Consider the following 19,050-nt stretch of genomic DNA (forward strand, 5'->3'; position numbering starts at 1 on the left):
GCGGCGGCGCGTACGTTTTCCTCGGCGATCGCGAGGGAACGGATGAAGGTCGAAACGAGCGCTTCGGGTTCGAACGTTGCCGAAAGCCCGGACGAGCGCGCCAGCGCCCGCGCCGAATTGCGCCTGATTCGATTGCTGCTGATCGGCATCTTCGTGCTGATAACGATCGCCGCGCTTTATTTCGCCCGCGCCTTCTTCATGCCGGTGATCCTCGCCTTCCTGCTGGCGCTGACGCTGACCCCGATCGTGCGCTTCCTGCGCAAGCGCGGCATCCCCGAGGTGGCCTCCGCGACACTGCTGGTGTTGCTGTCCCTCTTCGTCTTCGCCAGCGCCGGTTACCTGCTCAGCGGCCCGGTCATCGACCTCATCAACAACAGCTACTCGATCGGCGAGCAACTCACCGAGCGGCTGGCGCCTTTCAAGCGTCCGCTCGAGAGGGTCATGGATCTCTCGCGTCAACTGCAGGCCCTGACCGAGACATCGCAGGAACCGGGTGTGCAGAAGGTCGCGCTGGCGCCGTCCGGCATCCTGTCGACGGCGGCCAGCAACATTCTGGGAGCCGGCACGAGCATCACCCTCGTCTTCGTGCTGTCGCTGTTCCTGCTCGCCTCCGGCACCTTGTTCTACGAGAAGATCGTCCAGTCCTTCGCCCACCTCAGCGACAAGAAGCGCGCGCTGCGCATCGTCTATGACGTCGAGCACGAGATTTCCCATTACCTGCTTACCGTGGCGGCCATCAACGCCGGCCTCGGCACGGTGATCGGACTTGGCCTTTGGGGACTTGGGATGCCGAACCCGCAGGTCTGGGGCGCGGCCGCGGCGCTGCTCAACTTCCTGCCCTATGTCGGCGGGCTGATCACCTTGCTGCTGGTCACGATCATCGCGCTGATCAGCTTCGATACGATCCCCTACGCGTTGCTGGCACCCGCCTTCGTTTTGTTGTGCGACATCGTCGAGGGGCAGTTCGTGACCCCGACGGTGGTCGGCCGGCGGCTCGAGATAAACGCGGTGGCGATCTTCATCGCCATCGCCTTCTGGTCCTGGCTCTGGGGTTTCGTCGGCGCGCTGATGGCGGTGCCGCTGCTGGTGGTCATCAAGGTGTTCTGCGACCATTTCGATGGCCTCAGCCATGTCGGCAATTTCCTCGCCGCGCAGCAGACCATGGCGATCGACGACGAGGCCGGCGATAACAACCACAAATCCGGCGCGTGAGGCCTGGCCCAATCAGCATGTCCGGCCGGCTGTTTGCGGCGCCCATGGCGAGTGCCTATATCGGTCCGGTCTAACCGGACCCGCCTGCATGAATGACTTCGGTCTCGCGCTGCGCAACAACCGCCTGTCTATCCACCATCTCGGCGGCCGCAGCGAGCAGCGGGAAATCGCCTCGGCGACCGAACTCGCCGACGTGCTGGAGGGCCAGTTCGCCATCGTCATTCCCGACCGCGCCGAATTCGAGGCCCGGTTGCGGCAGAAGCAAATCGTGGAGACCTGACCAATGACGGCCCTTTCGGTTCTCGACCTGTCGCCGATCACGCAAGGCAGCGATGCCTCGCGGTCGCTGGCCAATTCGCTCGACCTTGCCTGCCATGCCGAGCGGCTTGGCTACAAGCGCTACTGGCTCGCCGAGCACCACAACATGCCGGGCATTGCCAGTGCCGCGACGTCGGTTGTCATCGCCCATATCGCCGGCGGCACCAAGACTATCCGCGTCGGCGCCGGTGGCATCATGCTGCCCAACCATGCGCCGCTGATGATTGCCGAGCAGTTCGGCACGCTGGCAGCACTTTTCCCCGGCCGCATCGATCTCGGCCTCGGTCGCGCGCCAGGCACCGATATGATGACGGCGCGGGCGCTTCGCCGCAACCTGGAGGCCAGCGACAACTTCCCCCAGGACGTGGTCGAGCTGATGGGCTATTTCCAGCCGGCCGAGGAAGGTCAGCGCATCCGCGCGGTGCCGGGCGAAGGCCAGGACGTGCCGGTCTGGATCCTTGGCTCCAGCCTCTATGGCGCGCAGCTCGCGGCGCTGCTTGGGCTGCCCTATGCTTTCGCCTCGCATTTCGCGCCGGCCGAACTCGACCACGCGCTGGAGGTCTATCGCACTCGCTTCCAGCCGTCGGCGCAGCTCGACAAGCCTTATGTGATGCTCGGCCTCAATGTCTTTGCGGCACCCACCGATGCCGAGGCGAAGCTTTTGTTCACCTCGCTGCAGCAGGCCTTCGTCAACCTGCGCAGCGGCCGGCCCGGCCAGCTGCCGCCGCCGGTCGAAAACTACGACCGCGACCTTGATCCCGTCGCCAGATCCATGCTGGCCCAGGCGCTGTCCTGTGCCGTCGTCGGCGCGCCGGAGACGGTCCGCCAGGGCATCGACGCCTTCGTGCGCCGCACCGGCGCCGACGAATTGATGGTGACGGCGCAGATGTTCGACCACACCGCGCGGGTGCGCTCCTTCGAGATCCTCGCGGACGTGCGCAGATCGATGTCGCAAGCCGCCTGACCGCTGGCCGCCTGTCGACCGGGGGGCGCAAGCGATCGCGGAAAACACATCTTTCTGAAGCTCCACGGAACTCCGTTCGCAGGCATTCACGCCCGGATCATGGCGACTGCGACGTTTTTGCCCGCGCCGGATTTACCTCGGTCCGGGCGTATCGGGCGGCAAATCGGCCGCAAAATTGGCGATTTAGCATTGTTCCCGGCAGGGGATCGGCTTGGTGGATGCGTTGCGCAGGATGCTTGCGCCTCGTGCCGCCTGTTCTTATATACGCGCCAACCGCCCGGCCTTGAAAACCCGGGGACCGTGGCGGAATTTCTTGTGAACAGGGGCTTTCGTCGGAACGCCTTATTCAGGGTCCTGAGAGCCTGCTTAGAGGAGAGACTAGAACAATGGCAAAAGTAATCGGTATCGACCTCGGAACCACCAACTCCTGCATCGCCATCATGGACGGCAAGGAGCCCAAGGTTATCGAGAATGCGGAAGGCGCGCGCACGACCCCTTCCATCGTCGCCATCAACAGCGATGGCGAACGCCTCGTCGGCCAGCCGGCCAAGCGCCAGGCGGTCACCAATCCTGAAAACACCATCTTCGCGGTCAAGCGCCTGATCGGCCGCCGCTATGACGATCCGGTGACGGAGAAGGACAAGAAGCTTGTCCCCTATAAGATCGTCAAGGGCGACAATGGCGATGCCTGGGTCGAGGCCGGCGGCAAGAAGCTTTCGCCCAGCCAGATCTCGGCCATGATCCTGCAGAAGATGAAGGAAACGGCTGAAGCCTATCTCGGCGAGAAGGTCGAGAAAGCGGTCATCACCGTTCCGGCCTATTTCAACGATGCCCAGCGCCAGGCGACCAAGGACGCCGGCAAGATCGCCGGCCTCGAAGTGCTGCGCATCATCAACGAGCCGACGGCTGCCGCACTTGCCTATGGTCTGGAGAAGAAGGACGGCAAGACCATTGCCGTCTATGACCTTGGCGGCGGCACGTTCGACATTTCGGTGCTCGAGATCGGCGACGGCGTCTTCGAGGTGAAGTCGACCAACGGCGACACCTTCCTCGGCGGCGAGGACTTCGACATGCGCCTGGTCGAGTACCTGGCGGCCGAGTTCAAGAAGGAGCAAGGCATCGACCTCAAGGCCGACAAGCTCGCCCTGCAGCGCCTGAAGGAAGCGGCCGAGAAGGCCAAGATCGAGCTGTCGTCGACGACGCAGACCGAGATCAACCTGCCCTTCATCACTGCCGACGCCAGCGGGCCGAAGCACCTGACGATGAAGCTCACCCGGGCGAAGTTCGAGAGCCTGGTCGAGGACCTCGTGCAGCGCACCATCGACCCCTGCAAGGCGGCGCTCAAGGATGCCGGCCTGAAGGCGGGCGAGATCGACGAAGTGGTGCTGGTCGGCGGCATGACCCGCATGCCCAAGATCCAGGAGATCGTGAAGCAGTTCTTCGGCAAGGAGCCGCACAAGGGCGTCAACCCGGATGAGGTGGTCGCGCTCGGCGCCGCCATCCAGGCCGGCGTGCTGCAGGGCGACGTGAAGGACGTGCTGTTGCTCGACGTGACGCCGCTGTCGCTCGGCATCGAGACGCTGGGCGGCGTTTTCACCAGGCTGATCGAACGCAACACCACGATCCCGACTAAGAAGAGCCAGGTGTTCTCGACGGCCGAGGATTCGCAGTCGGCGGTGACCATCCGCGTCTTCCAGGGCGAGCGCGAGATGGCGGCCGACAACAAGCTGCTCGGCCAGTTCGATCTGGTCGGCATTCCGCCGGCTCCGCGCGGCGTGCCGCAGATCGAGGTCACCTTCGACATCGACGCCAACGGCATCGTCAACGTCTCGGCCAAGGACAAGGGCACCGGCAAGGAGCACCAGATCCGCATCCAGGCTTCGGGTGGTCTGTCCGATGCCGACATCGAGAAGATGGTGAAGGACGCCGAGGCAAATGCCGAGGCCGACAAGAAGCGCCGCGCCCTCGTCGAGGCCCGCAACCAGGCCGAATCGCTGGTGCATTCGTCCGAGAAGTCGCTGAAGGACTATGGCGACAAGGTCTCGGAGGCCGACCGCACCGCGATCGCCGACGCGATTGCGGCGCTGAAGTCCGCAGCTGAAGGCGATGACGTGGCCGATATCGAGGCCAAGTCGCAGTCGCTCGCCGAAGCTTCGATGAAGCTTGGCCAGGCCATGTACGAGGCCTCGCAGAAGGAAGCGGCCGAAGCCGACGCCAAGGCGGACGCCGCCAAGGATTCGGACGTGGTCGACGCCGACTTCGAGGAAATCGACGAAGACGACGACAAGAAGAAGTCGGCCTGAGCCGGCTGACGGCCACATAATGCGAAAAGCCCGGCGCAAGGCCGGGCTTTTTTGCAACCTTCACCGAAAAAGTGCGGACCTGGCCCAAAAATTGACGGAAAAACACCGGTGAGCACGGCTCGGCTCTGGCATCCGGGCAACATCGCTCCTAAATCGAACAACGTGCCGGCGACGACGCGACAATGCTTGAAGACATTGAGCATCCGGACAGCGGGAAAAAATGAAAGCTGATTTCTACGAAACGCTGGGCGTGCAAAAAGGCGCCGACGACAAGGAGCTGAAGAGCGCTTTCCGCAAGCTCGCCATGCAGTTCCATCCCGACCGCAACCCCGGCGACCATGCCTGCGAGCACAAGTTCAAGGAAATCAACGAAGCCTACGAGACGCTGAAGGACCCGCAGAAGCGCGCGGCCTATGACCGTTTCGGCCACGCCGCCTTCGAGCAGGGCGGCATGAATGGCGCGGCGCACGGCTTCGGCGCCGGCGGCTTCGCCGACATCTTCGAAGACATTTTCGGCGACATGATGGGTGGCCGCCAGCGCCGCTCGTCGGGCGGCCGCGAGCGCGGGGCCGACCTGCGCTACAACATGGAAATCTCGCTGGAAGAGGCGTTTTTGGGCAAGACGGCGCAGATCCGCGTGCCGGCATCGATTTCCTGTTCGGAATGCTCCGGCAGCGGCGCCAAGCCCGGCACGCAGCCGGTCACCTGCGCGATGTGCCACGGCCATGGCAAGGTGCGGGCAACGCAAGGCTTCTTCTCGATCGAGCGCACCTGCCCGCAATGCCAGGGGCGCGGCCAGACGATCAAAGACCCCTGCCCGAAATGCGCCGGCCAGGGCCGCGTCACCGAGGAGCGTTCGCTGTCGGTCAACATCCCGGCCGGCATCGAGGACGGAACTCGCATCCGGCTTGCCAATGAGGGCGAGGCCGGCCTGCGCGGCGGCCCATCGGGCGACCTCTACATCTTCCTTGCCGTCAAGCCGCACGAATTCTTCCAGCGCGACGGCGCCGACCTCTACTGCAAGGTGCCGATCTCGATGACGACCGCCGCCCTCGGCGGCTCGTTCGAGGTCACCACGCTCGACGGCACTCAGACCAAGGTGAAAGTGCCGGAAGGCACCCAGAACGGCCGCCAGTTCCGGCTGAAGGGCAAGGGCATGCCGGTGCTGCGGCAGCCCAATGTCGGCGATCTCTACATCCAGACGGCGGTCGAGACGCCGCAGAACCTGTCGCGGCGCCAGCGCGAGCTCCTGGAAGAGTTCGAGCAGCTCTCCTCGAAGGACAATTCGCCCCAGTCGAGCGGCTTCTTCGCCCGCATGAAGGACTTTTTCGAATCCTTCGGCGAGCCCTGAGTGGGGTGCGACAGGGGTTGACGCGCTGCCTCAGCGTCATCAACATCTTATGCCAGATCTTGCCTTGCCTTGTTCCACCTAGCTGCTAAGTAGCGGGTCGGGGAGCGTTGAGGAGAGCTCGCATGGCACGTGGTCCCGGGTTGCGCAAAGCGCTGGCGGAAAAATTCGACGACGAGCTGAAGTTCTTCAAAGGCTGGATCGACAAGCCGAAAGCTGTCGGCTCGATCGTTCCCACCAGTTCCGTGACCGCCCGCAAGATGGCCTCGATCGTCAACCCGAAATCGGGCCTGCCGGTGCTGGAGGTCGGCCCCGGCACCGGCGTCATCACCCGCGCCATCCTCGCCCAGGGCGTGAAGCCGGAGAACCTCTACGCGATCGAATACTCGACCGACTTCGTGCGCCATCTGCGCCGGCTCTATCCGCGCGTCAACGTCATCGAGGGCGACGCCTTCAACCTCGACGCAACACTCGGCGACAAGCGCGACTTGGTGTTCGATTCGGTCGTCTCCGGCGTGCCGCTGCTCAATTTCCCAGTCGCCCAGCGCATCGCCTACATCGAAAGCCTGCTCGACCGCATTCCCGTCGGCCGGCCGATCGTGCAGCTGACCTACGGCCCGCTGTCGCCGATCCCGCCCGGCCGCGGCGACTACACGGTCAAGCATTTCGATTTCATCATCCGCAACATTCCGCCTACGCAGCTGTGGATCTACCGACGCGAGGCATGTTGACCGAAAGCGCTTGGCCATCGAAAGCGCTTGGGGATTGATCGCTCTTCGGCCTATACGTCGTTCGACAGGTGGCCGATGGCAGTAATCCCAAGAATCCTCGTTTTCGCAGGCTCGATCCGCACCGGCGCTTTCAGCGGCCGGACGGCCGATGTCGCGCAAAAGGAACTCGCCATGCAGGGTGCGGAGGTGACCCGCATTTCGCTCGGCGACTATCCGCTGCCGATCATGGACGAGGATCTTGAGAAGGACAAAGGCATTCCCGAGAATGCCGTGAAGCTCGGCCATCAGATATCCGCCCATGACGGGCTGCTGATCGCGACGCCTGAATACAACGGCTCGATCCCGCCGCTCTTGAAGAATTCGATCGACTGGGTGAGCCGGCTCCGGCGCGACGGCAGCCGCTCGTTCAGGCCGCTTTACGGCAAGCCCGTCGCGCTCTGCTCCTCCTCCGAGGGCAAGTTTGCCGGCATACGCTGCATCAACCATCTGCGCGCGGTGCTGGTGCGCTGCCAGATGGAAGTGATCACGCCGGAATGCTCGGTTTCCGGCGCCGATGAAGCCTTCGCCGAGGACGGACAATTCCGCGACGCCAGACTGCACCAATCGATGGAGCGCCTATGCCGTACACTGATCGAAACCTCGCGCATGCTGTCCGTGAGGATCGAGGTCTGATGCATCCGGTCGAGACCATGCGCGACAGGCTGATCGTCGGCCTCGACGTGCCGACGCTGAAGGAAGCCGAACAGACGGTGCGCGCGCTCGAAGGCAGCGTCTCTTTCTACAAGATCGGCTATCAGCTCGCCTTCGCCGGCGGGCTCGATTTCGCGCGCGAGCTCGCCAGCGGCGGCACCAAGGTCTTCCTCGACATGAAGCTGCTCGACATCGACAACACGGTGGCCAAGGGGGTCGAGAATATCGTCAGGATGGGGGTCTCGATGCTGACACTGCATGCCTATCCCAAGGCTATGCAGGCGGCGGTGGAAGCAGCCAAAGGCAGCGAGCTCTGCCTGCTCGCGGTGACCGTGCTGACCTCGATGGACGAGCAGGACATGATCGATGCCGGCTATGAATACGATCCGCACACGCTGGTGCTGAGGCGCGCCGAACAGGCGCTGCATGCCGGCATGGGCGGCATCGTCTGCTCGGCCGAGGAGGCCGAAACCGTGCGCCGGATCGTCGGTCCCGACATGGCCGTGGTCACACCGGGTATACGGCCGAGCGGCAGCGCCCATGGCGACCAGAAGCGTGTGGTGACGCCGGCGCAGGCGATCCGCAACGGCTCCAGCCACCTTGTCGTCGGCCGGCCGATCGTCAAGGCGCCGGATCGGCGGGCGGCGGCCGAGGCTATCTTGGCCGAAATGTGCTCGGCATAGGGCCGATCCGGTTTGCGAACCGAAACAGGAGAAAATGATGCCAAAGGGATATTGGGTTGCCCGCGTCGATGTGCGCGACCCGGAAGGATACAAGGACTATGTCGCCGCCGCCAAACCGGCTTTCGAGCGCTTCGGCGCGAAATTCCTGGCGCGCGGCGGCAAGCATGAGAAGGCCGAGGGGCCTGGCCGCGCGCGCAACGTGATCATCGAGTTCGAATCGCTTGCCGCCGCGCATGACTGCTACCACTCGCCGGAATATCAGCGCGCCGTCGCCATTCGCCAGAAAGTGGCTGACGGCGAGATCGTGCTGGTCGAGGGGGTTTAGGCCCAGGGCGCATCGTCCTGCCTTGACATGATCAAAGAGTGCGCAGAGCAAGATTTGCAGCGATCCTTCGCGCCCCCCTCTGTCCCGCCGGCGTCTCAAAGCCGCTCCGCTGCCGCAGACCGGTCCAATTCCCTAAGCTTGTACCCTCAGCCGGCTGGTCGCCGTCTCCGCCATCGCATCCGCCAGGCTCATGCTCCATTGCCTGCGGCAATAGTCGCGGAAATCGAAGCAGGGCAGGCCGGGACAGACTTCGAACTCGATGAGATGGACGGTGTCGTCGGCCTCGACCCTGAAGTCGACCGAGAAGACGTCCTTCAGGCCAAGCCCGGCGATCAGCTCCTGCGCGATGGCGCGGATCGCGCGATCGGCCGCCGGCTGGCTGGCGGCGACCTGCTCGAGCTCCGGCTCGGCATAGGTGCCTGCGTCCCTGGCGGCTTGGCCGCTATCGCCGTAGAGCGCCATGGAGTCGGCCATGGTCTGGAAGTCGCCGCCGGACTCGACGAAGGCGATGCCGAGCGCCTCGACGCCGGTATCCGGCTTCAGACCGAGGAAGCTTGCCCGCACATTGCGGCCGGCGACATAAGGCTGGACGACGACATCGTCGCGATAATGGTCAAAGACCCGCCGGCTGAGCTCCAGCGCATGACCAAGATCGCGACAGCGCGAATCCGGCCAGATGCCGATCTTGGCGCCGAGCCGGTTTGGTTTGACGAACCAGCCGGCGGACGAGGCCGACGGCTCGACCAGCCATTTCCCATTTCGGGCCAGCCCGGCCGGCGGCACCGGCAGGCCAAGCGCGCCGAGCACGGCGCCGGAGCGGAACTTGTCCTGGCAGAGCGCGAACAGCGAATCGTCGGCGCCGATCGTCTTCAGTCCGTTCAGCCTTGCCAGCGCAGGCGAAGCGCCGCCGCGGAAATAGGCGATGCCGTCGGTCAGCGTCCAGACCAGGGTTTTGGCGGGATCGGCGTTCGCCAAGACGGTCGCGGCGTCGTCCAGCTCGACGGCCATCAAGGTGAGGCCGCGCGTTTCGCAAGCGGCGGCGAGCTGGCCGAATTCGGGCGCGAGGTCGGTCGACTGCGCCAGATAGGACGATATCTCGGTTGCGCGTTCCGTCTGGTAGCCGTCGGCGACCAGCCGGTCGAAGCAAGCCCTCTCCGGCTCATGGACAAGGATCAGCGTCGGCCCGTTGCTCGGCATGGAAGCTCCCAGAAAGTCTGGTGCTACCATCGCATGGCGGTTGCAATCGGCTTTCAGGAAACCGACCTGAGCGAGCGATAATGCGCAAGCCGCTCAGGCGATCAGCACGCGGGGCTCGAAGCGGCCCCGGACCGGAATGTCGAGCAGGAAGGTCATGCCGGCCTGAGGATCGAGCTTGCGCTGCTTGTCGTCCTTGCCTTTCCAGGCCGATGTCACCGCAAGGCGGTCGGCGTTCGGCCCGACAAAGGCGGGGCAGGAAGGCTGGGTTACCGGCATCGGGATTTCGCGCAGCAGCATGCCGTCCGGCGAATAGGCCTTCACCGCCTTGCCGCCCCAGACGGCGTTCCACAGCACCCCGTCGCGGTCGACGACCGAGCCGTCGACATAGCCTTTTTGCGAACGATGATCGACGAAGATGTTCGGCTCGCCCGTCGGCAGGCCGGTCGCCGGATCGCAAGCGACGCGCATCAGAAGCCCGGTCGCCGTATCGGTGTAGTAGGCGATCGTCCCGTCGTCGGAAAAGCAGATCGAGTTGGACACGGTAATGTCGGAGAACAGTCGGCGAAGCTCGCCCTTGAAGAACCAGTAGATCGCGCCGGCGCCCTTGCCCTCGTCCTTGCCCATCGTGCCGGTCCACAACGCGCCGCAGGGATGGACGCGGGAATCGTTGGAGCGGGTCAGCGGATTGTCAGCTTCGATCGGCGTGTGCAGCGTCAACTTGCCGGTCGCCACATCGCGGACCTGCAGGCCGATCTCGGTGGCGATCAGCTGGCGGGCATCGTCGATGACGGCGATGGCGCTGGCCATCACGCCGAGATCATGGATTTTCAGCGCGCCGGCGAGCGGCTTTTCCAGAAGCTTGCCATTGACGATGTCGAACCAGAACAGTGTCTCGGTGCCGGGATCGTAGCTCGGTCCCTCCCCCAACTGGCAAATGTGATCGCTGAAGACCGAAACGCTGTCCATCAAATCCCTCCGAAGGCTTCGTCCCAGGCCGCGACCGCGGCGCGGGCGCGCTCAGCCACTTCATCGACGCTGGCGCCCGGCTTATAAAGGCTCGACCCCAGGCCGAAGACGCTGACGCCGACGGCTTTGTAGCCGGCAAAATCCTTGTCCGAAACACCGCCGACGGCGCCGATCAGCGCCGTTGCCGGCAGCACGGCGCGGATCGCCGAAATGCCGCCGGCGCCGAGCACGCTTGCCGGGAAGAATTTAAGCGCCGAAGCACCGAGCCTGATCGCCTGGAAGGCCTCGGTGGGCGTGAACACGCCCGGCATCGTCACCATGCCATACTGCATGGCGCGGCCCATGACATCGGCATCGATGTTGGGGCTGACCAGCAGCCGGCCGCCGGCCTTGTGCAAGGCATCGACATCGGCCGCCGTCAGCACCGTGCCGGCGCCGACCAGCGCGGTTTCCGGAAGGACTTCGGCGATCCTGGTGATCGACGAAAACGGTTCCGGCGAATTGAGCGGCACCTCGATCGCCTCGATGCCAGCGTCGAAGATCGCCTGGCCTATTGAGATCGCCTCTGTCGGCTTGAGGCCACGCAAGATGGCGACCAGCCCGCGTTTCAGTCTCGGAAAGGGTGCTGTCTGCGTCACGCGTCGCCTCCGATCATGCGGTTCTCGCGCGCGGCTTCGACAAGGCCGGCGCGCACCGCTTCATCCGCATCGACGACCCGAAAAGCAAGACCGGCGAAGCCAAGAGCGGCGCCATAGAGCGAAGCCAGCGCGCCGGAAGCGATCAGCACGACGGGCGCTTCACTGATGCCGTAGCGCCGCTTCGCCGAAGCGATCTCGCCGCCGATCAACAGCCCGGACAGGCACGCCGCCGCCTCGTCGGATTTCAAATCTTGCAGCAGCCCGGCGGCGCGGATCGCAAACAGCTTTGAGGTAACGTCGCCGCCTTCGCCCAGCGCCCGCTCGCACCACTGACGGAAGAACGGACCATCCGCCGTGACCGGTGCCGGATGTTCGCCCAGCGAATGTTTCAGGATCGAATGCGCGGCCAATACCGAAAACAACTCGCCGGTCGGCCAGGTGCCGAAGCCGGCGACCGCGCCGTCCTCGGCCACGACCCATTTGGAATGGGTGCCCGGCATGCAGACGATGTGGCGCCCCGTTGGCGGCAGATTCGCGCCGGCAAGCTGCGTTTCCTCGCCGCGCATGACATCCGGCGCGTCGGCGAGGCGCTGTGCGAGGCCGGGCACGATACGGATGTCGCGGCGCTCGCCTTCGATGCGGGCGGCACCTGCCAAGATGGCGCCGATCGGGGCAGGCACGGTGACGTATGGCGCCTCGATCCAGCCCTGGCGGGAACCCGCCATGCCGCAGATGATGACGGGCAGGGACTTCGGCGCGCCCATGGCGGCGAGATGGCCTTCCAGCACCGTCGCAAAACCCTTTTCGCGCGCCGTGATCAGGCCGTCGTCGCCGCGCCGCTCGGCGAGCAGCTGACCCGCGCCGTCGAGCAGCCAGGCCCTGAGCCTGGTCGTGCCCCAGTCGAGGGCGGCGACCGCAGGCGCGCCGCTCACAGCACGCCTCCGTCGACGATCAGCATTTGCGCGGTCAGCATGCGCGAGGCGTCCGACGCCAGGAACAGCACCGTGCCGACAATGTCGTCGGGCCGCATAGGCTCCTTGATGCATTGCTTGGCGACATGGGCGGCAAGCGCCTCCTCGGTAACCCAAAGCTCGCGCTGACGTTCGGTGATCACCCAGCCAGGCGCAACCGCGTTGACGCGGATGCCGTCGGCGCCGAGCTTGCCGGCAAGGCCTTTGGTGAGACCGAGGATACCGGCCTTGGCGGCGGTGTAAGCCGGCAGATCGGGATGGTTGATGAGGTAGGACGTGGAGCTGAAATTGATGATCGAGCCGCCGCCGGCGCGCTTCATGCCCGGCGCCACCGCCTGGGCGGTGAAGAAATGCGGCCGCAGGTTGATGGCTAGGTTGTTGTCCCAGAACTCGATGGTGACATCCTTCACCTCATGGCGATCGTCGAGCGCGGCATTGTTGACCAGCGCAATGACATCGCCATGCGCTTTTGCCGCCTTCGCTACCGCGGCGCGCAGCGCCTCGACGTCGCGCAGATCAGTCTTGAGATAGAGCGGACGCCGGCCAAGCTCCCTTTCCAGACGGTCGGCCAGCGCCGTGCTGGGCTTGTCGGCGATGTCGATGAAGGCGACCTTGGCGCCTTGCCGCATGAAGCCCTCGGTCAGCGCCGCGCCGATGCCGGAACCGCCGCCGGTGATCAACACCGAGGCGCCGTCGAGGTCGGCGAAACGCGCCGATGGCATCATGATTTCTGTCTCCCTTTGGCCGGCGCGCATCCTAGCCATGCCAGCCCCGGGAGCAAGGGTGAAAAGGCGATTTCGGCGGCAATATGTCTGACAAAATAGCAGCCGCGCTTCCGTGAGGCGCAGACGGGTCGGCTTGGATCGCAGGTTGGTCGATCAGATCGCCTTGGCGCGCAGCGCGCCGCGATAGGAATCGCGCAGATAGCCAAGCGTGGCGTCGGCATCGACGGGCTTGCCGAACAGATACCCCTGGCCACCCGCGCAGCCGAACTGGACGAGGCGGTCGGCCTGCGCTTCCTCCTCTATGCCTTCGGCCACAACGTCCATGCCGAGTCCTTCGCACATGGCGAGAATGGCACGGATGATGTGTTCCGAGGGGCGGTCTTCGAGGATCGAGGAAACGAAGGCGCGATCGATCTTCAGCTTGTCGAAATGGAATTCGCGCAGGCGCCCGAGCGACGACTGGCCGGTGCCGAAATCGTCGAGCGAGACGCGGATGCCGACGCGGCGCAGATCCTCGACGATCTTCTCGGCCGAAGCCGGGTCGGTCATCAGGCCGGTTTCGGTGATCTCGATCTCCAGCCGGCGCGGATCGAATCCGGTGCGGTCGAGGATCGCTAGGATATGCAGGCCGGTGTTCTGGTCGACAAGCTGCGACGGCGACAGGTTGAAGGACAGGAACAGGTCCTTCGGCCAGTTGCGCGCCGCCTCGGTCGCCTTGCGCAGCACCAGCTGCGACAGCGGGCCGATGATGCCGCGCTCCTCGGCGATGGGAATGAACACGCTCGGCGGCACCATGCCGAGATCGCGATCGGTCCAGCGAGCCAGCGTCTCGAAGCCGATGGTGCGGCGACTGGTGAGGTCGACGATCGGCTGGAAATGCGGCTCGACCTCGCCGGCCGAGACGGCGCGGCGCAGCGCCTGCTCGATGCGGGTGACGCGCTTGGCGGCCTCCTCCATCTCGCGTGTGTAGACGACGACGCGGCCGCGGCCCGAGCGCTTGGCGTGGTAGAGCGCGGTCTCGGCCTTGTTGATCAGGATCTCTGTGGTCTCGTCGCCGGAATAAAACAGCGAGCAGCCGACCGAAGCCGACAATCTGGCGGTGCGCTCGCCGACATCATAGGGCGCCGACAGGATCTCGATCAGCATGCGCGATTTTTCGGCGGCCTGCTCCTCGCTGAACACCATCGGGTAGAGGAAGGCGAACTCGTCGGCGCCGATGCGACAGACGGTGGAGTAGCCATCCATCGAGGCGCGCAAGCGCATAGCCACCTGGATCAGGATGTCGTCGCCGGCCTTGTGGCCGAACAGGTCGTTGATCGGCTTGAAGCCATCGAGATCGAGGATGCCAACGGTGAAGGGCGCGGGATCGTCGGCGCGGTCGCTGATCAGGCGATCGACCTTGTCGTAAAAGCGACGATGGTTGCCAAGCCCGGTCAGCGGATCGGTTAAGGCCAGATCCGCGTTTTCCCTGCCTGGCTGCCCGGTGCCAAACGTCGTTTGCATCATGTCCCTGTTCTGACGGGGGAATTTGTAACCAGACTGGCAGCAAAGCGTTTAGGAAAGGTATCGGAAAATCGATTTTCTGAAGATCGCGAAAATGGGCCTTGGCGCCATGCCTGGCGGTCCAGGGTCTTTGGCGATGGAGGCTTAAACCGGGCATTAACAGCTTCAATAAATAGTAAAGCGGCCCGGAGACGCCGGCATTGGCGCGGCTGGTCGGCTGGGCCCGGGCACCGGAGATAGGCATGCCGCACGAGGTCCGCAACGAGCCGGCGATCGCCGTGCTCCTGCCCTGCTACAATGAGGAGCTGACGATCGGTGAGGTCGTGCGGCGCTTCCGCGAGACGCTGTCCTCCGCGACGATCTATGTCTACGACAACAATTCGAAGGACCTGACCGCGCTCAGGGCCCGCGCGGCCGGCGCGGTCGTCGTGCGCGAACCGCGCCAGGGCAAGGGCAATGTCGTGCGCCGCATGTTCGCCGACATCGACGCCGACATCTATGTGATGGCGGACGGCGACGGCACCTACGCGCCGGAAGATGCGCCGGAGCTGATCAACACACTCTTGACCGAGCGCTCGGACATGGTGGTGGGCACCCGGCGGGGCGTCACCGACGACGCCGGCCGCTCCGGCCACGCCTTCGGCAACCGCATCTTCAACCGGCTCTACAAGGGCCTGTTCGGCGCCGATTTCACCGATATCTTTTCCGGCTACCGGGTCTTTTCGCGGCGCTTCGTCAAGAGCTTCCCGGCGGTTTCCGGCGGCTTCGGGATCGAGACCGAGATGTCGGTCCATGCCTCGCAGCTCAAGCTGCCGGTGAACGAGATGGCGCTCGACTACGGCCGCCGCCCGGAAGGCTCATCGTCGAAGCTGTCGACTTTCCGCGACGGCGCCAGGATCCTGTGGATGTTCGCCATGTTGGTGAAGGAGACGCAGCCGCTGCGTTTCTTCGGCACGTTTGCCCTGTTCTTCCTGGCGGCCAGCATCGGGCTGATGATCCCGGTGCTGATCGAGTTCGCCGAGACAGGACTTGTTCCGCGCATGCCGACCTGGGTGCTGTCGGTTGGCCTGCTCCTCTTGTCCATGCTGGCGATGGTCACCGGGCTGATCCTCGATTCGGTGTCGCGCGGCCGGGCCGAACAGAAGCGCATCTTCTATCTTTCCATCCCTGCCGGCCGCATCGAGCGACGCGCGGGCTTCAACGGCGAGGCCTCCCCGAAGAGGGAGCCGGGCAAGGCCTCGCGAGCCGCCTGATGGTCCGGCTTGCCCGCTTCGTGCTTGCCGGCGGCATCGGCTTCGTTGCCGATGCGGCCGCGCTCTGGCTGCTGCTTTCCGTCACGCCGCTCGGACCGCTGGCGGCGCGCGTGCTGTCGATCGGCTTCGCACTCACCGTCACCTGGCAGATCAACCGGCATCTGACCTTTGCGCCGTCGAGCCGAGGCATCGCGCAGGAAGGCGCGCGTTACGGCGGCGTCGGCGTCGCCACCAGCATCGTCAATTATCTCGTCTATTGTGCCCTTCTGTTCGCGCTGCCCTCCCTGCCGCCGCTGGCGGCGCTGACGGTCGCCTCGCTGGTCGCGATGGCGCTGTCCTTCGTCGGCTATTCCCGGCTGGTCTTCGACCGATAATCTCTGGCCGATTGGCAGAAGCCGCCGATTTCCCTATATCGGCGGCAGAGATTGCCGGAGACCCGAGATGCCGTTGAAAATCGCCGTCCAGATGGACCATGTCTCGACGGTGTCGATCGCCGGCGACACCACGTTCGCGCTGTCGCTGGAAGCGCAGCGGCGCGGCCACCAGCTTTTCCACTACACGCCCGACCGGCTGTCGATGCGGGACGGCAAGGTATTCGCGCGCGCCGAGGAGATGCAGGTGCGCGACGAGAAGGGCAGCCATTATTCGCTGGGCGAGCCGGTGCGCACCGATCTGTCGGAGATGGACGTGGTGCTGCTCAGGCAGGACCCGCCCTTCGACATGAACTACATCACCACCACCCACATTTTGGAGCGCATCCATCCGAAGACACTGGTGATCAACGACCCGGCCTGGGTGCGCAACAGCCCGGAAAAGATCTTCGTCACCGAATTCCCGGACCTGATGCCGGAGACGCTGATCACCAAGGACCCCCAGGAGGTGGCCGCCTTCCGCAAGGAGTTCGGCGACATCATCGTCAAGCCGCTCTACGGCAATGGCGGGGCGGGCATCTTCCATCTGCACGAGGCCGACCGCAACCTCGCCTCGCTGCTCGAAATGTTCGGCCAACTGTTCCGCGAGCCCTATATCGTGCAGCGCTACCTCAAGGACGTGCGCAAGGGCGACAAGCGCATCATCCTGATCGACGGCGAGCCGGTGGGCGCCATCAACCGCGTGCCGGCCGAGCACGATTCGCGCTCCAACATGCATGTCGGCGGCCGCGCCGAGAAGACCGAGCTGACGGAGCGCGAACGCGAGATCTGTGCCCGCATCGGGCCGGCGCTCAGGGAACGCGGCTTCATCCTCGTCGGCATCGATGTCATCGGCGACTACATGACCGAGATCAACGTCACCTCGCCGACCGGCGTGCGCGAGGTGCGGCGCTTCGGCGGCGCGGACATTGCTGCCCTGTTCTGGGACTGCGTGGAAGGGAAGCGGAAGTAGCGCCCCTCAGCTGCCCGGTGGGCGGACCGTATGTTCCCGTAATGTTCTTGCTTAAGCTGCAAATCTGTGGTTGTCTAACCTGATCCCGCTCGCCGCCTGATCGCAGGACCGGCGAGCGAGCCGGTATCCGGGGGCTTGAGACAAGATGGTAGCGCGGATTCGCACGGTGGCTTTCCAGGGCATCGAGGCCGTGCCGGTCGATGTCCAGGTGATGATCGCGCCGGGCAAGGTCGGCATGCAGATCGTCGGTTTGCCGGACAAGGCGGTGGCAGAGAGCCGGGAACGCGTGCAGGCCGCGCTTCATGCCTCCGGCCTGTCGATGCCGTCGAAGAAGGTGACGGTGAATCTCGCGCCGGCGGACCTGCCCAAGGAAGGCAGCCATTACGATCTGCCGATCGCGCTCGGATTGATGGCCGCGCTCGGCGCCATTCCTGGCGATATGCTGGCCAGCTATGTCGTGCTCGGCGAATTGTCGCTCGACGGCACCATTGCCGCTGTCGCCGGCGCGCTGCCGGTGGCGATCGGCGCCAACGCCGAAGGCAAAGGGCTGATCTGTCCGTTCGCCTGCGGGCCGGAGGCAGCCTGGGCCGGCAAGGATTTCGATATCCTGGCGCCGCGCAGCCTGATCGCCATCGCCAACCATTTTCGCGGCACCCAGGTGCTGTCGCGTCCCGAGGCCGGCATCCAGGTCGCCGCGCGCGATCTGCCGGACCTTGCCGACATCAAGGGCCAGGAAAGCGCCAAGCGGGCGCTGGAAGTGGCGGCGGCGGGCGGGCACAATCTCCTGATGGTCGGACCGCCGGGCTCGGGCAAGTCGATGCTGGCGCAAAGGCTGCCCTCGATCCTGCCGCCGCTGGCGCCGAAGGAGCTGCTCGAAGTCTCGATGATCGCGTCGGTGGCGGGCGAGCTCGGCGAAGGCAAGCTGACAGACCGACGGCCGTTCCGCGCGCCACATCATTCAGCGTCGATGGCGGCGATGGTGGGCGGCGGCTTGCGCGTGCGGCCGGGCGAAGTGTCGCTTGCGCATCACGGCGTGCTGTTCCTCGACGAGTTCCCGGAATTCACGCCGCAGACGTTGGACGCGCTGCGCCAGCCGCTGGAGACCGGCGACTGCGTGATCGCGCGCGCCAACCACCGCGTCACCTATCCGGCGCGCATCCAGCTGGTGGCGGCGATGAACCCGTGCCGCTGCGGCATGTCGGGCGAGCCCGGCTATCGCTGCCTGCGCGGCGAGCGCTGCCGCACCGAATACCAGGCGCGCATTTCCGGCCCGCTGCTCGACCGCATCGATCTCAGGATCGAGGTGCCGGCGGTCTCGGCAAGCGACCTGATCCGGCCGGACAAGGCCGAGACCAGCGCCGCTGTGGCGCAGCGCGTGGCGCGCGCCCGGGCCATGCAGCGCGAGCGGCTGGAAAGGCTGGGTGCGGCGGCCACCACCAACGCGCACTGCCCGCCTTCGGTCGTCGAGGCGATCGCCAGGCCCGACGCCGCCGGGCTGACGCTGCTCAAGGACGCCAGCGAAAAGCTCGCCTTCTCGGCGCGAGCCTATCACCGCGTGCTGAAGGTCGCGCGGACGCTCGCCGATCTCGACGCCAGCGAAACCGTCGGCCGCATCCATCTCGCCGAGGCGATCTCCTACCGCATGAGCGCGGAGCGCATGGCGCAGGCGGCGTAAGGTCCCTGGCGCGGATTTCCGGCGCTACCCCGCCCGGTCCTTCGCCTTCAGCTCCAGCCTGCGCGCATGCAGCACCGGCTCGGTGTAACCGTTGGGCTGGACTGTCCCCTTGAACACCAGGTCGCAGGCGGCCTGGAAGGCGATCGACTTGTCGAAATCCGGCGC

Annotated in this window: 19 protein-coding genes; 13 read left to right on the plus strand and 6 right to left on the minus strand. The window is 65.2% G+C overall.

Features of this window, described 5'->3' with window-relative positions; all coding sequences use genetic code 11:
- Positions 1–42 precede the first annotated feature (42 nt).
- The 9 genes from P9230_RS27605 to P9230_RS27645 all read left to right on the plus strand — a co-directional run bounded on the left by P9230_RS27605 (position 43) and on the right by P9230_RS27645 (position 8,574).
- Positions 43–1,212, plus strand: coding sequence for an AI-2E family transporter (locus tag P9230_RS27605; protein ID WP_067003075.1), 1,170 nt, complete (start codon positions 43–45; stop codon positions 1,210–1,212).
- 88 nt (positions 1,213–1,300) lie between these two features.
- Complete coding sequence (locus tag P9230_RS27610) at positions 1,301–1,492, plus strand: hypothetical protein (RefSeq protein WP_245322439.1); 192 nt, start codon at positions 1,301–1,303, stop codon at positions 1,490–1,492.
- Between the two features lie 3 nt (positions 1,493–1,495).
- On the plus strand, positions 1,496–2,494 hold the full coding sequence (locus tag P9230_RS27615) for an LLM class flavin-dependent oxidoreductase (protein ID WP_067323751.1): 999 nt from the start codon (positions 1,496–1,498) through the stop codon (positions 2,492–2,494).
- Positions 2,495–2,880: 386 nt separating this feature from the next.
- Positions 2,881–4,797, plus strand: a complete 1,917-nt coding sequence (gene dnaK, locus P9230_RS27620; RefSeq protein WP_095782077.1) for a molecular chaperone DnaK — start codon at positions 2,881–2,883, stop codon at positions 4,795–4,797.
- 220 nt (positions 4,798–5,017) lie between these two features.
- The gene (gene dnaJ / locus P9230_RS27625; protein ID WP_067003083.1) at positions 5,018–6,148 is read left to right on the plus strand and encodes a molecular chaperone DnaJ; all 1,131 of its coding nucleotides are present in this window, start codon (positions 5,018–5,020) and stop codon (positions 6,146–6,148) included.
- 122 nt (positions 6,149–6,270) lie between these two features.
- Positions 6,271–6,876 (plus strand): phospholipid N-methyltransferase PmtA, encoded by a 606-nt coding sequence (gene pmtA, locus P9230_RS27630; RefSeq protein WP_095799004.1) that lies wholly within the window; start codon positions 6,271–6,273, stop codon positions 6,874–6,876.
- A gap of 75 nt (positions 6,877–6,951) precedes the next feature.
- Positions 6,952–7,548 carry an NADPH-dependent FMN reductase gene (locus P9230_RS27635; protein WP_067323746.1) on the plus strand — a complete coding sequence of 199 codons (597 nt, stop codon included), beginning with the start codon at positions 6,952–6,954 and terminating at the stop codon, positions 7,546–7,548.
- On the plus strand, positions 7,548–8,249 hold the full coding sequence (pyrF, locus tag P9230_RS27640) for an orotidine-5'-phosphate decarboxylase (protein ID WP_127239411.1): 702 nt from the start codon (positions 7,548–7,550) through the stop codon (positions 8,247–8,249). Before P9230_RS27635 ends, pyrF begins: the two co-directional genes overlap by 1 nt.
- 37 nt (positions 8,250–8,286) lie before the next feature.
- Positions 8,287–8,574: a DUF1330 domain-containing protein gene (locus tag P9230_RS27645; protein WP_127239412.1), complete on the plus strand. Its 288-nt coding sequence runs from the start codon at positions 8,287–8,289 to the stop codon at positions 8,572–8,574.
- A 132-nt stretch (positions 8,575–8,706) separates the two neighbouring features.
- Here the strand turns inward: P9230_RS27645 and P9230_RS27650 are convergent, their stop codons facing one another.
- The 6 genes from P9230_RS27650 to P9230_RS27675 form a co-directional block, all read right to left on the minus strand.
- Positions 8,707–9,771 (minus strand): D-alanine:D-lactate ligase-like protein, encoded by a 1,065-nt coding sequence (locus P9230_RS27650; protein ID WP_127239413.1) that lies wholly within the window; start codon positions 9,769–9,771, stop codon positions 8,707–8,709.
- Positions 9,772–9,864: 93 nt separating this feature from the next.
- Complete coding sequence (locus P9230_RS27655; protein WP_164746632.1) at positions 9,865–10,737, minus strand: SMP-30/gluconolactonase/LRE family protein; 873 nt, start codon at positions 10,735–10,737, stop codon at positions 9,865–9,867.
- Positions 10,737–11,375, minus strand: coding sequence for a 2-dehydro-3-deoxy-6-phosphogalactonate aldolase (locus P9230_RS27660; protein ID WP_095827319.1), 639 nt, complete (start codon positions 11,373–11,375; stop codon positions 10,737–10,739). Before P9230_RS27660 ends, P9230_RS27655 begins: the two co-directional genes overlap by 1 nt.
- A complete protein-coding gene (locus P9230_RS27665) occupies positions 11,372–12,307 on the minus strand; it encodes a 2-dehydro-3-deoxygalactonokinase (protein WP_067323736.1) in 936 nt (311 codons plus the stop codon). The genes P9230_RS27660 and P9230_RS27665 overlap by 4 nt, the downstream gene beginning before the upstream one ends.
- A complete protein-coding gene (locus tag P9230_RS27670; RefSeq protein ID WP_127239415.1) occupies positions 12,304–13,071 on the minus strand; it encodes an SDR family oxidoreductase in 768 nt (255 codons plus the stop codon). Before P9230_RS27670 ends, P9230_RS27665 begins: the two co-directional genes overlap by 4 nt.
- A 153-nt stretch (positions 13,072–13,224) precedes the next feature.
- The gene (locus P9230_RS27675) at positions 13,225–14,574 is read right to left on the minus strand and encodes an EAL domain-containing protein (RefSeq protein ID WP_278121293.1); all 1,350 of its coding nucleotides are present in this window, start codon (positions 14,572–14,574) and stop codon (positions 13,225–13,227) included.
- A 242-nt stretch (positions 14,575–14,816) separates the two neighbouring features.
- Here P9230_RS27675 and P9230_RS27680 point away from each other — a divergent pair, with 242 nt between their 5' ends.
- The 4 genes from P9230_RS27680 to P9230_RS27695 all read left to right on the plus strand — a co-directional run bounded on the left by P9230_RS27680 (position 14,817) and on the right by P9230_RS27695 (position 18,885).
- The gene (locus P9230_RS27680; RefSeq protein WP_278121289.1) at positions 14,817–15,827 is read left to right on the plus strand and encodes a glycosyltransferase; all 1,011 of its coding nucleotides are present in this window, start codon (positions 14,817–14,819) and stop codon (positions 15,825–15,827) included.
- Complete coding sequence (locus P9230_RS27685; protein WP_067323734.1) at positions 15,827–16,201, plus strand: GtrA family protein; 375 nt, start codon at positions 15,827–15,829, stop codon at positions 16,199–16,201. Before P9230_RS27680 ends, P9230_RS27685 begins: the two co-directional genes overlap by 1 nt.
- A 67-nt stretch (positions 16,202–16,268) precedes the next feature.
- A complete protein-coding gene (gshB, locus tag P9230_RS27690) occupies positions 16,269–17,210 on the plus strand; it encodes a glutathione synthase (RefSeq protein ID WP_278052101.1) in 942 nt (313 codons plus the stop codon).
- 145 nt (positions 17,211–17,355) lie between these two features.
- Positions 17,356–18,885 (plus strand): YifB family Mg chelatase-like AAA ATPase, encoded by a 1,530-nt coding sequence (locus tag P9230_RS27695; RefSeq protein WP_278121290.1) that lies wholly within the window; start codon positions 17,356–17,358, stop codon positions 18,883–18,885.
- Positions 18,886–19,050 lie beyond the last annotated feature (165 nt).

The sequence above is a fragment of the Mesorhizobium sp. WSM4887 genome, assembly GCF_029625865.1.
GTDB lineage: Bacteria > Pseudomonadota > Alphaproteobacteria > Rhizobiales > Rhizobiaceae > Mesorhizobium.

Excerpts from the sequence above, each read along its gene's own strand:
- P9230_RS27605 (WP_067003075.1), top strand. The coding sequence starts at position 43 with ATGAAGGTCGAAACGAGCGCTTCGGGTTCGAACGTTGCCGAAAGCCCG.
- P9230_RS27610 (WP_245322439.1), top strand. The coding sequence starts at position 1,301 with ATGAATGACTTCGGTCTCGCGCTGCGCAACAACCGCCTGTCTATCCAC.
- P9230_RS27615 (WP_067323751.1), top strand. The coding sequence starts at position 1,496 with ATGACGGCCCTTTCGGTTCTCGACCTGTCGCCGATCACGCAAGGCAGC.
- dnaK (WP_095782077.1), top strand. The coding sequence starts at position 2,881 with ATGGCAAAAGTAATCGGTATCGACCTCGGAACCACCAACTCCTGCATC.
- dnaJ (WP_067003083.1), top strand. The coding sequence starts at position 5,018 with ATGAAAGCTGATTTCTACGAAACGCTGGGCGTGCAAAAAGGCGCCGAC.
- pmtA (WP_095799004.1), top strand. The coding sequence starts at position 6,271 with ATGGCACGTGGTCCCGGGTTGCGCAAAGCGCTGGCGGAAAAATTCGAC.
- P9230_RS27635 (WP_067323746.1), top strand. The coding sequence starts at position 6,952 with ATGGCAGTAATCCCAAGAATCCTCGTTTTCGCAGGCTCGATCCGCACC.
- pyrF (WP_127239411.1), top strand. The coding sequence starts at position 7,548 with ATGCATCCGGTCGAGACCATGCGCGACAGGCTGATCGTCGGCCTCGAC.
- P9230_RS27645 (WP_127239412.1), top strand. The coding sequence starts at position 8,287 with ATGCCAAAGGGATATTGGGTTGCCCGCGTCGATGTGCGCGACCCGGAA.
- P9230_RS27650 (WP_127239413.1), bottom strand. The coding sequence starts at position 9,771 with ATGCCGAGCAACGGGCCGACGCTGATCCTTGTCCATGAGCCGGAGAGG.
- P9230_RS27655 (WP_164746632.1), bottom strand. The coding sequence starts at position 10,737 with ATGGACAGCGTTTCGGTCTTCAGCGATCACATTTGCCAGTTGGGGGAG.
- P9230_RS27670 (WP_127239415.1), bottom strand. The coding sequence starts at position 13,071 with ATGATGCCATCGGCGCGTTTCGCCGACCTCGACGGCGCCTCGGTGTTG.
- P9230_RS27675 (WP_278121293.1), bottom strand. The coding sequence starts at position 14,574 with ATGCAAACGACGTTTGGCACCGGGCAGCCAGGCAGGGAAAACGCGGAT.
- P9230_RS27680 (WP_278121289.1), top strand. The coding sequence starts at position 14,817 with ATGCCGCACGAGGTCCGCAACGAGCCGGCGATCGCCGTGCTCCTGCCC.
- P9230_RS27685 (WP_067323734.1), top strand. The coding sequence starts at position 15,827 with ATGGTCCGGCTTGCCCGCTTCGTGCTTGCCGGCGGCATCGGCTTCGTT.
- gshB (WP_278052101.1), top strand. The coding sequence starts at position 16,269 with ATGCCGTTGAAAATCGCCGTCCAGATGGACCATGTCTCGACGGTGTCG.
- P9230_RS27695 (WP_278121290.1), top strand. The coding sequence starts at position 17,356 with ATGGTAGCGCGGATTCGCACGGTGGCTTTCCAGGGCATCGAGGCCGTG.